1 protein-coding gene (only partly in view) is annotated in these 12,595 nt (G+C 70.0%); it reads left to right on the top strand.

Going from position 1 to position 12,595, the window contains the following annotated elements; all coding sequences use genetic code 11:
- On the top strand, positions 1 to 12,595 hold the 3' portion of the coding sequence (locus SFB74_RS22475; protein ID WP_432726499.1) for a non-ribosomal peptide synthase/polyketide synthase. Its footprint begins 1,094 nt before the window's first position; only the last 12,595 of its 13,689 coding nucleotides appear in the window; its start codon lies off the left edge, out of view; its stop codon occupies positions 12,593 to 12,595.

Raw genomic sequence — 12,595 nt, 5'->3', positions numbered from 1 at the left:
GGATGCGCAGGCCCATCAGGACCTGCCCTTCGAGCAGCTGGTCGACGCGCTCGCGCCGCAGCGCAGCCTGAGCCAGCCGCCGCTGTTCCAGGTGATCTTCAACCACCAGCAGCAGGACCTGGGCGCGCTCGGGCAGTTGCCCGGCCTTGCGCTGGAGCCCTACGAGATCGACGAGCAGACGGCACCGTTCGAGCTGGCGCTCGACACGCTGGAAGAACCCGGCGGCGGCTTCGGCTTCGTCTTCACCTATGCCAAGGCGGTGTTCGAGCCGCGGACTATCGAGCGGCTGGCGACGCACTTCGTCGCGATGCTGCAGCAGCTGGTGAGCAACCCCGGCAAGACCCTGCGCGAGGTCGAGCTGCTCGACGAATCCGAGCGCCTGCAGCTGCGGCGCTGGGGAACGGGCGAGTGGAATTCCACCGAAGAAGGGCAGGACGCCTTCGTGCACAGGCTGGTGGAAAGACAGGCGCGCGTGCGTCCCGAGGCGACGGCTCTGATCATGGGCGACACCGAACTCAGCTACGCCGAGCTCAACACCCGCGCCAACCGGTTGGCCCATCGCCTGATGGCGCTGGGCGTGCGGCCGGAAAGCCGCGTGGGCCTGGCGGTGGAGCGCTCCGTCGAGATGGTGGTGGCGCTGCTCGGCGTGCTCAAGGCGGGCGGCGCCTATGTGCCGCTCGACCCCGGCTATCCCGCGCAGCGGCTGGAGTTCATGGCCGCCGACAGCGGAGTCTGCCTGCTGCTCACGCAGGCCCATGTGCGCGGGCGCCTGCCCGAAGCGATGCGCGAACTGCCCACGCTGCTGCTCGACGCGCAGGTGCTGGAGACGGGACGTGATGACAACCCCGACGTCGCGCTGAGCGGCGAGCACCTGGCCTACGTGATCTACACCTCGGGCTCGACCGGGCAGCCCAAGGGCGTGGCCGTCGCGCACGGGCCGCTGGGCATGCACATCCTGGCCATCGGCAAGGTCTACGGCATGACGCCGCAGGACCGCGAGCTGCAGTTCGCGTCCATCAATTTCGACGGCGCGCACGAGCGCATCTGGACGCCGCTGGCCTTCGGCTCGGCGCTGATGCCGCGCGACGAGGAGCTGTGGTCGGTGGAGCGCAGCCAGGCGGAGATGCAACGCCACGGCATCACCATCGCCTGCTTCACGCCGAGCTACCTGCAGCAATTGGCCGAGGGCATGGGCGAGGCGGGGCGCGTGCCTTCGCTGCGCTCCTACACCGTGGGCGGCGAAGCGACTTCGCGCGCCGCCTTCGACCGGGTGATGTCGAACCTGCGGCCGCCCCGGATCATCAACGGCTACGGGCCGACGGAGACGGTGATCACGCCGACCATCGCCAAGGCCCACACGGGCGAAGGCTTCGATGCGGCCTACATGCCCATCGGGTCGCCGGTCGGCGATCGAAGGGCTGTGGTGCTCGATGGTGATCTGAACCTCGTGCCGGCTGGCATGGCGGGGGAGCTCTATCTGGGCGGCACCGGTCTTGCACGCGGGTATCTGAACAGGAGCGGGCTGACGTCCCAGCGCTTCATCGCCGATCCGTTCGACTCGGCGGGCGGTCGCCTGTACCGCACGGGCGACCTCGTGCGTTGGCGCGAAGACGGCCAGCTGGAGTATCTCGGTCGCTTGGACCACCAGGTCAAGGTACGGGGCTTCCGCATCGAGCTCGGCGAGATCGAGGCGCAACTGCTGGCACAGTCGGGTGTGCGCGAAGCGGTCGTGGTCGCCCAGGAAGGCCCGAGCGGCGCCCGCCTGGTCGGCTACGTCTGCGGCCACGAAGGCCAGCCGGCACTGGAGGCTACGGCCTTGCGCGAACAGCTCGGTGTCGTGCTGCCGGAATACATGGTGCCCGGCGCCTTGGTGGTGCTCGACGCACTGCCGCTGAACGCCAACGGCAAGGTCGACCGCAAGGCGCTGCCCGAGCCCGAGTACGCCACGGCACACGACTACGAGGCCCCTCAGGGCGAAGTCGAGCAGGCACTGGCGCAGATGTGGGCGCAGGTGCTCGGCCTGCAGCAGGTAGGCCGGCACGACAACTTCTTCGAACTCGGAGGCGATTCGATCCTGAGCCTGCAGATCGTCGCGCAGGCTCGCCGCGCGGGCTGGCAGCTCACCCCGAGGCAGATGTTCGAGCGCCAGAGCATCGCCCAGCTCGCGGGCGTGGTGCAGGCGCTCGACCGGGATGCGGTCGCGGCGCAGGTGCGCGGGCCGGCCGAGGGCGACGTGCCGCTGCTGCCGATTCAGGCTGAGTTCTTCGGCATGGAGATGGCGGCGCGCCACCACTGGAACCAGTCGGTGCTGCTGCAAAGCCGCGAGGCGCTGGACGTGAAGGCGCTGCGCCGGGCGCTGGCTGCGCTGGTGCAACACCATGACGGGCTGCGGCTGCGCTATCAGCAGCGGGAGCAAGGGCAGTGGGCCCAACGCTACGAACCCACCTCCGAAGCTGAGCTTCAGGAACTGCTGTGGGTGCGCAAGGCGAAGGACGAAGCCGGCATCGAAGCGCTGTGCGACGAAGCCCAGCGCAGCCTCGACCTGGAGCGCGGCCCGTTGATGCGGGCACTGCTCATCGAAGTCGAAGATGGGCGCTGGATGCTGCTCCTGGCCCTCCACCATCTGGTGGTCGACGGCGTGTCCTGGCGCATCCTGCTGGAGGACCTGCAAGGCGCCTACCGCGCCAGCATCGCAGGCCGCAGCATCGAACTGCCCCCGCGCAGCAGCAGCTACGGCGACTGGGCGCAGGCCCTGCAAGGCTACGCCCAAGCTAATGAGGAGGAACTGGCTTACTGGCAGCAGGCCTTGGGCACTGTCCAGACCGGACTTCCCTGCACCAACCCGAACGGCAGCCGCCGCGCGAGCGACCAGTCCAGCGTGAACATCACCCTCGATGCGGCCACCACCCAGCGCCTGCTCAAGGACGCCCCCGCCGCCTACCGCACCCAGGTCAACGACCTGCTGCTGACGGCCCTGGCACGCGCCCTGTGCGGCTGGAGCGGCCAGTCCAGCGTGCTCGTCGACCTCGAAGGCCACGGGCGCGAAGACATCTTCGAGGGGATCGACCTCAGCCGCACCGTGGGCTGGTTCACCAGCGTGTACCCGGTGGCGCTGGCGTCGCAGGGCGAGATCGGCGATGCGCTCAAGCGCGTGAAGGAACAGCTGCGCCAGGTGCCTCGCAAGGGACTCGGACACGGGGTGTTCCAGTACTTGGGCAGCGACGCGCAGCGGCAGGCCATCGAGGCGCTGCCCAGGGCGCAGGTGGTCTTCAACTACCTGGGCCAGTTCGACGGCAGCTTCGACGAGCAGGCACTGTGGCGTCCTGCGGCGCAGGGCGGCGGACAGGCCATGGGCGCCGATGCGCCGCAGGCGCACGAGTTCGCGATCAACGCGCGTGTGTACGAGGGCGAGCTGAGCCTGGCTGTGAGCTACGGGCGCGAGCGCCATCGCGAAGAGGACGTGCGGGCATGGACCGACAGGCTGAGTGACGAACTGCAGGCGCTGGTGGCGCACTGCACCGGCGGCGCATCGGGCGTGACGCCCTCGGACTTCGCGCTGGCGGCGCTGACGCAGGCGCAGCTGGATGCGCTGCCGCTGCAGGCGCAGAAGGTGCAGGACCTGTATCCGCTGTCGCCGATGCAGCAGGGCATGCTGTTCCACAGCGTGTACGACGGGGGCGGCACGGCGTACGTGACGCAGCTGCGCATCGACGTGCAGGGGCTGGAGGTGGAGCGCTTCAGGAGCGCGTGGCAGCAGGTGGTGCAGCGCCACGACGTGCTGCGCACGGGCTTCCTGAGCATGGCCCAGCCTCCGCTGCAGTGGGTGGCGCGTCAGGTTGAAACACCCTGGACGGAGCGCGATGCGCAGGCCGAGCCGGACTTGCGCCGGTCGCTGGACGACTGGGCGAGCGAAGACCTCGCGCGCGGCTTCGACCTTGCGCAACCGCCGCTGGCCCGCCTGCTCGCGATCCGCACCGGGCAGGACAGCCATCATCTGGTGTGGACCGCCCACCACCTGCTGCTCGACGGCTGGAGCCTGTCGCGCCTGATGGGCGAGGTGCTGGGCGCCTACGCGGGAGCAACACTGCCGCCGCAGGCCGGCCGCTATCGAGACTACATCGAGTGGCTGCAGTCGCAGGATGCCGTGGCCCACGAGTCCTACTGGCGCGGCCAGCTCGCGCGCCTCGACACGCCGACGCACCTGAGCCAGGTACTGCCCAGGCCGGCGGAAGCACTGCAGGGGCACGGCCGCTGCATCCGCACTCTCGACGCTTCGGAAACCCAGCGGCTGCAGGCCTTCGCACGGGCCGAGCGCATCACCGTGAACACGCTGGTGCAGGCGGCCTGGGCGCTGCTGCTGTCGCGCCATGCCGGCCAGCGCACCGTGAGCTTCGGCGTCACGGTGGCCGGGCGGCCGACCGAACTGCGCGGCGCCGACCAGGTGCTGGGCCTGTTCATCAACACCCTGCCGATGATCGCCGGCATCGAGTCCGGCCAGCCCGTGGGCGACTGGCTGCGCGGCCTGCAGGCGCAGAACCTGGCCTCGCGCGAGCACGAGCACACGCCGCTGCACGAGATCCAGCGCTGGGCCGGGCAGGGCGGCGGGCAGGGCCTCTTCGACAGCATCGTCGTGTTCGAGAACTACCCGGTCGACCAGGCACTCAAGGCGAGCTCGCCCGGCGGCCTGAGCTTCGGCGAGATCGCGCACAGCGAGGAGAGCAACTACCCGATAACCCTGGTCGTGCGCCAGGCCGACACGCTGACGCTGCAGTTCGGCTTCATGCGCGACAGCTTCGGCGAACAGACGGCTGGCGCCATCGCCGACCGCATGCGGCAGGTGCTGCTGCAGCTGGTCGATGCGAAGGCCGCGTGCCTCGACGGGCTCGAGCTGCTCGATGCGGCGACGCGCCAGACCCTGCGGTCGTGGGGCGCCGAACGCGAGCAGCCGGCGGTGGCGGGCAATGCTTCGCTGCATGGCCTCTTCGAACAGCAGGCCCGTGCGCGTCCGCAGGCCGTGGCGCTGGTCTTCGGCGAACACAGGCTGAGCTACGCGGAACTCAATGCGCGCGCAAACCGGCTGGCGCACCGGCTCATCGCGCTCGGCGTGCGGCCCGAGGCCCGCGTCGGCCTGGCGGTGGAGCGCGGCATCGAGATGGTGGTGGCGCTGCTTGCCATCCTGAAGGCCGGTGCGGCCTATGTGCCGCTGGACCCGGCCTATCCGTCCGACCGCCTGGCCCACATGATGGAAGACAGCGGCATCGCGCTGCTGCTGACGCACAGCGAGGTGCAGCCCGGCCTGCCGCCCAGCGGCGCGGGCGTGCGCGTCCTGGCGCTGGACGCGCTGGAGCTGCAGTCCGAGCCCGATCGCGACCCGGCCGTCGCGCAGCATGCGGACCAGTTGGCCTATGTCATCTACACCTCGGGCTCCACCGGCAAGCCCAAGGGCGCGCAGCTGTGCCATCGCCAGGTGGTGCGGCTGCTGAGTTCGACGCAGGAGTGGCTCCATTTCGGCGCGGACGACGTGTGGACCCTGTTCCACTCCTATGCCTTCGACTTCTCGGTCTGGGAAATGTTCGGCGCCCTGTGCCATGGCGGCCAGCTCGTGGTCGTGCCCTTCTGGATCAGCCGCTCGCCCGACGACTTCCTGGCCCTGCTGCGCGAGCAGCGCGTCACGGTGCTGAACCAGACGCCCTCGGCCTTCCGCCAGCTGATGACCGCGCGCGGACTCTACGAGAACGGTGGCCTGTCGCTGAAGCACGTGATCTTCGGCGGCGAAGCTCTGGAGCCGCAGAGCCTGCGGCCGTGGATCGAGCATTTCGGCGATGCGCAGCCGAGGCTCATCAACATGTACGGCATCACGGAGACCACCGTCCACGTGACCTACAGGCCGATCACGGCGCTCGACCTCGAGGTGTCGCGCAGCCCGGTCGGCGTGAACATTCCGGACCTGGGCATGCATGTGCTGGACCCGGATCTGCATCGGGTGCCGGTGGGATGTGCCGGCGAGTTGTATGTGTCGGGTGCCGGTCTTGCGCGCGGGTATCTGAACAGGAGCGGGCTGACATCCCAGCGCTTCATCGCCGATCCGTTCGATTCGGCGGGCGGTCGCCTGTACCGCACGGGCGACCTGGTGCGCTGGCGTGAAGACGGCCAGCTGGAGTACCTCGGACGCTTGGACCACCAGGTCAAGGTGCGCGGCTTCCGCATCGAGCTCGGCGAGATCGAAGCGCAACTGCTGGCACAGCCGGGCGTGCGTGAAGCGGTCGTGGTTGCACAGGAAAGCCCGAGCGGAGCCCGTCTGGTCGGCTACGTCTGCGGCCACGAAGGCCAGCCGGCGCTGGAGGCTGCTGCGCTGCGCGAACAGCTCGGCGCGGTGCTGCCCGAATACATGGTGCCCGGCGCTCTCGTGGTGCTCGACGCACTGCCGCTGAACGCCAACGGCAAGGTCGACCGCAAGGCGCTGCCCGAGCCCGAGTACGCCACGGTGCACGACTACGAGGCCCCTCAGGGCGAGGTCGAGCAGGCGCTGGCGCAGGTGTGGGCGCAGGTGCTCGGCCTGCAGCAGGTTGGTCGCCACGACAACTTCTTCGAACTCGGAGGCGATTCCATCCTCAGCCTGCAGATCGTCGCGCAGGCTCGCCGCGCGGGCTGGCAGCTCACCCCAAGGCAGATGTTCGAGCGCCAGAGCATCGCCCAGCTCGCGGGCGTGGTGCAGGCGCTCGACCGGGAGGCGGTCGCGGCGCAGGTGCGCGGGCCGGCCGAGGGTGACGTGCCACTGCTGCCGATCCAGGCCGAGTTCTTCGGCATGGAGATGGCGGCACGCCATCACTGGAACCAGTCGGTGCTGCTGCAAAGCCGCGAGGCGCTGGACGTGAAGGCGCTGCGCCAGGCGCTGGCTGCGCTGGCGCAACACCATGACGGCTTGAGGCTGCGCTACCGCCAGCAGGCACAAGGCCAGTGGACCCAACGCTACGAACCCACCTCCGAAGCTGAGCTTCAGGAACTGCTGTGGGTGCGCAAGGCGAAGGACGAAGCCGGCATCGAAGCGCTGTGCGACGAAGCCCAGCGCAGTCTGGACCTGGAGCATGGGCCCCTCATCCGAGCCTTGGTCATCGAGGTCGCCGACGGTCGCTGGATGCTGCTGCTCGCGATCCACCACCTGGTGATCGACGGCGTGTCCTGGCGCATCCTGCTGGAAGACCTGCAAGGCGCCTACCGCGCCAGCATCGCGGGCCGCAGCGTCGAACTGCCCCCGCGCAGCAGCAGCTACGGCGACTGGGCGCAGGCCCTGCAAGGCTACGCACAGGCCAACGCCGACGAACTGACCTACTGGCAGCAAGCCCTGGGCACTGCAAAGGCAGCCTCCCTGCCGTGCGCTAACCCGAACGGCAGCCGCCGCGCGAGCGACCAGTCCAGCGTGAACATCACCCTCGATGCGGCCACCACCCAGCGCCTGCTCAAGGACGCCCCCGCCGCCTACCGCACCCAGGTCAACGACCTGCTGCTGACGGCCCTGGCACGCGCCCTGTGCGGCTGGAGCGGCCAGTCCAGCGTGCTCGTCGACCTCGAAGGCCACGGGCGCGAAGACATCTTCGAGGGGATCGACCTCAGCCGCACCGTGGGCTGGTTCACCAGCGTGTACCCGGTGGCGCTGGCGCCTCAGGGCGAGATCGGCGAAGCGCTCAAGCGCGTGAAGGAGCAACTGCGCCAGGTGCCTCGCAAGGGACTGGGCCACGGCGTGTTCCAGTATCTTGGCAGCGACGCGCAGCGGCAGGCCATCGAGGCGCTGCCCAGGGCACAGGTGGTCTTCAACTACCTGGGCCAGTTCGACGGCAGCTTCGACGAGCAGGCGCTGTGGCGCCCGGCGGCGCAAGGCGGCGGACAGGCCATGGGCGCCGACGCGCCGCAGGCGCACGAGTTCGCGATCAATGCGCGGGTGTACGAGGGCGAGCTGAGCCTGGCTGTGAGCTACGGGCGCGAGCGCCACCGCGAAGAGGACGTGCGGGCATGGACCGACAGGCTGAGTGACGAACTGCAGGCGCTGGTGGCGCACTGCACGGGCGGCGCATCGGGCGTGACGCCCTCGGACTTCGCGCTGGCGGCGCTGACGCAGGCGCAGCTGGATGCGCTGCCGCTGCAGGCGCAGAAGGTGCAGGACCTGTATCCGCTGTCGCCGATGCAGCAGGGCATGCTGTTCCACAGCGTGTACGACGGTGGCGGCACGGCGTACGTGACGCAGCTGCGCATCGACGTGCAGGGGCTGGAGGTGGAGCGCTTCAGGAGCGCGTGGCAGCAGGTGGTGCAGCGTCACGACGTGCTGCGCACGGGCTTCCTGAGCATGGCACAGCCTCCGCTGCAGTGGGTGGCCAGGTCGGTGGAGCTGCCGATGGCCGTGCACGACTGGCGCGGGCGCGCCGACCAGGCGCAGGCGATCGAGGCATTGGCGCTCGAGCAGCAGGCGGCCTTCGACCTGGCCGCGCCGCCGCTGATGCGGCTCGCCGCGATCCGCATCGACGACCTGCGCCACCGCTTCATCTGGAGCTGCCATCACCTGCTGCTGGACGGCTGGAGCATGTCGCGCCTGTTCGGCGAGGTGCTGCAGGCCTACGACGGCGTGGCGACGGAAGAGCCGGCGTGCAGCTACCGCGACTACATCGCGTGGCTGGCCGCGCGCCCCGCAAAGGAGGGCGAAGCCTACTGGCGAGGCCGGCTGCAGAAGATCGACGCGCCGACGCTGCTCGGCACGGCACTGGAGCCGCCGGCCACGGGAGAGGGCCATGGCGAAGTCGGCAACGCGCTGGACGTGGTGGGCACGCAGGCCCTGCAGGCCTTCGCCCGCCGCGAGCGCGTGACGCTCAACACCCTCGTGCAGGGCGCATGGTCGCTGCTGCTGTCGCGCTACACCGCGCAGCAGACGGTGGTGTTCGGCGCCACGGTGGCGGGCCGCCCCGCGGGGCTGGTGGGGGCCGACCGGATGCTGGGCCTTTTCATCAACACGCTGCCCGTGGTCGTCGATGCCGCGCCGGCGCAGCGGCTGGGCGACTGGCTGCGCGATCTGCAGGCGCAGAACCTGGCCTCGCGCGAGCACGAGTACACGCCGCTGCACGAGATCCAGCGCTGGGCGGGGCAGGGCGGCCAAGGCCTCTTCGACAGCATCGTCGTGTTCGAGAACTACCCGATCGACCAGACGCTCGCCGGCCGCGCCGACCAGGGCCTGAAGTTCGAGCAGGCCGAGTCGGTCGACGTCACTCACTATCCGATGGACGTGGAAGTCCACCTGGGCGAGGTGCTGACGATCAAGCTCAAGTACCTGCGCGAGCGCTTCAAGGAGGCCGACGTGCAGGCGCTCTCGCAGCAGCTCTTCGGGCTGATGGACATGATGAGCCGCGACGGCTCGCAGGCGCTGCGCGACCTGGACACGCTGACCTCCGCGCAGCAGTCCGAGATCGCGCGCCTGGGCCGCAGCGGGCGCCACGGCTTCCTGCGCACGCCGGTGCACCAGCTCATCGAGCAGCAGGCGCGCATGCAGCCCGAGGAGATTGCGCTGCTGATGGGCGATGCCGAGCTGAGCTACGCGCAGCTCAACGCGCGCGCGAACCGGCTGGCGCATGCGCTGATCGGGCGAGGCGTGCGCGGCAACGCGGTGGTGGCGGTGTCGCTGCAGCGTTCGCTGGAGACCATCGTCGCGCTGCTGGCCGTGCTCAAGGCCGGCGCCGCCTATCTGCCGCTCGACCCGGACTATCCGCAGGACCGCCTGCATTTCATGTGCAAGGACAGCGGCGCGCGGCTGATGCTCACGCAGCGCGCCGTGCTGCCGCGCCTGCCTTCGATGGCCGACACGCTCGTGCTCGACGAGGTGGAGCTGGCCGGCTGGCCCGCCCACGATCCGGAAGTCGCGGTCCACCAGGACCAGCTGGCCTACGTGATCTATACCTCGGGCTCGACCGGCCAGCCCAAGGGCGTGGCGGTGTCGCACGGGCCGCTCAGCATGCACTGCCAGGCCACGGCGGAGATCTACGGCATGGTGGCGCGTTCGTGCGAGCTGCACTTCATGTCGTTCTCGTTCGACGGCGCGCACGAACGCTGGCTCACTGCGCTCACCGTGGGCGCGAGCCTGGCGCTGCGCGACAACGAGCTGTGGACGGCCGAGCAGACCTGCGACGCGCTGTACCGCTACGGCGTGACCAACGCGGCCTTCCCGCCGGCCTACCTGAGCCAGCTGGCCGACTGGGCGCAGGCGCTCGGCGAGGCGCCGCCGGTGGAGCTGTACGTGTTCGGCGGCGAGGCGATGCCCCGCGCGGCCTACGACAAGGTGCGCCAGTCGCTGCGGCCGCGCACGCTCATCAACGGCTACGGGCCGACGGAAACCGTGGTCACGCCGCTGATCTGGAAGACCAGTGCGGACCGCGGCTTCGAGGAGGCCTACGCACCCATCGGCCGGCCGGTGGGCGAGCGCACGGTCCACGTGCTCGATGCCGAGCTGAGGCCTGTCGCACGCGGCAGCGTCGGCGAGCTCTACATCGGCGGCTACGGCCTGGCGCGCGGCTACCTGGGGCGCAGCGCGCTGACGGCGGAGCGCTTCATTGCCGATCCGTTCGACAACACCGATTCGGGCGGACGCCTGTATCGCACCGGCGACCTGGTGCGTTGGCGCGAGGACGGCAACATCGCCTACATCGGGCGGGCCGACCAGCAGGTGAAGATCCGCGGCTTCCGCATCGAGCTGGGCGAGATCGAGGCGCAGCTGCGCGAGGTGCCGGGTGTGCTGGAGGCCGCGGTGCAATTGCACGAAGGGGCCTCGGGCCGCCAGCTGGTCGGCTACATCGTGCCGATGCCGAGCGGACCGCGCGCGCAGCTTTCGCAGCAGGCCCTGCAGCAGCTGCGCCGGCGCCTGCCCGAGCACATGGTGCCCGCGCACCTGATCGTGATGGACGCGCTGCCGCGGCTGATCAGCGGCAAGCTGGACCGCCATGCGCTGCCCGAGCCGGGCGTCGATGCGCAGCGCGAGATCAAGGCGCCGCGCAACGAAAGGGAACGCCGGCTCGCGGCCATCTGGGCCCAGGTGCTGGGCGTGGAGTCGGTGGGCATCTCGGACAACTTCTTCGAGCTGGGCGGCGACTCGATCCTGAGCCTGCAGGTGATCTCCAAGGTGCGGCAGGCCGAACTCGGGTTCCAGCTGCGCCTGCGCGACCTGATGCGCCATCCGACCATCGAGGCGCTGGTGGAGCAGCTTGCCGATGCCGCCCCCGCGCAGCCGGCGCAGGCCGCCGCGGTAGAGGCGCAGGGCACACTGCCGCTCATTCCGATCCAGGCCTGGTTCTTCGACACGCCCATTCCGCGGCGCCATCACTTCAACCAGGCGCTGATGCTGGAGACGGCGAAGCCGCTGGACGAATCGCTGCTGCTGCGGGCGCTCGATGCGCTGGCGGCGCATCACGACGCGCTGCGGCTGCGCTTCGAGCAGCAGGCCGACGGGCGCTGGCAGCAGAGCTACAGCGCGCAGGCCGAGCCGCGCGACCTGCTCTGGAGCCGCGAGGTCGTTGATGCCGAAGAAATCGGCCGTGTGGCGGACGCGGCGCAGCGCAGCCTGGACCTGGCGAAGGGACCGGCGTGGCGCGTGGTGCACATGCGCCATGCGGACGGCAGCGCGAGGCTGCTGCTGGTGGTGCATCACCTGGTGGTGGACGGCGTGTCGTGGCGCGTGCTGCTGGAGGACCTGCAGGCGGTCTACGGCCAGCTCGGCGAAGGCCGTGCGGTGCAGCTGCCCGGCAAGACCGCGTCCTTCAAGGCCTGGGCCGAGCATCTCCAGGGGCTGGCGCAAGGCACGGAACTGGACGGCGAGCTCGACTACTGGCGCACGCAGCTGCAGCCGGTGGCCGACATTCCGAGGGACCGGCCGGTCGAAGCGCTGGTCGATCGCGATGCGCTGACGCAGCGCATGCGCCTGGACAGCGAACGCACCGCCCAGCTGCTGCGCGTGGCGCCCTCGGCTTACGGCACGTCCATCGACGACCTGCTGCTGGCTGCGCTGTCGAGAACGGTCTGGCGCTGGAGCGGCGAGTCGGAGACGCTGGTCCAGCTCGAAGGCCATGGCCGCGAAGCCGATGCCGCAGGGCTCGACCTGAGCCGCACGCTGGGCTGGTTCACCAGCGTCTATCCGGTGCGGCTGCGCGAGGGCAGCTCGCCGGTCGAGGCGCTGATCCTCTCGGCCAGGCAGCAGCGCATGGATGTGCCTCGCCGCGGCATCGGCCACGGCGTGCTCAGGTACCTGCGGCCGGACGCCGCCCCGCTGGGCCCGGCGCAGGCGCGCATCACCTTCAACTACCTGGGCCAGTTCGACCGCAGCCTGGGCGGGGACGATGCGATGTTCAAGCCGGCGGCGGAGCATCCGGGGCCGGTCCACGACGAGGAAGCGCCGCTGGCCAACTGGCTGGAGATCGCGGGCAACGTGTACGAGGGGCAGCTCTCGATGAGCTGGATCTTCAGCCGCGCGATGTACGACCAGGCGACGGTGGAGAAGCTGATCGGCTTCTACCGCGAGGCGCTGGAGGAGATCGTGGACCACTGCGTCGCGGTGGCGCAGGCCGTCCGGTAG

Source organism: Variovorax xiamenensis (assembly GCF_050916385.1).
GTDB lineage: Bacteria > Pseudomonadota > Gammaproteobacteria > Burkholderiales > Burkholderiaceae_C > Variovorax.
The sequence above is the reverse complement of the archived record's forward strand: the minus strand, read 5'-3'. Positions and strand labels throughout refer to the sequence as shown.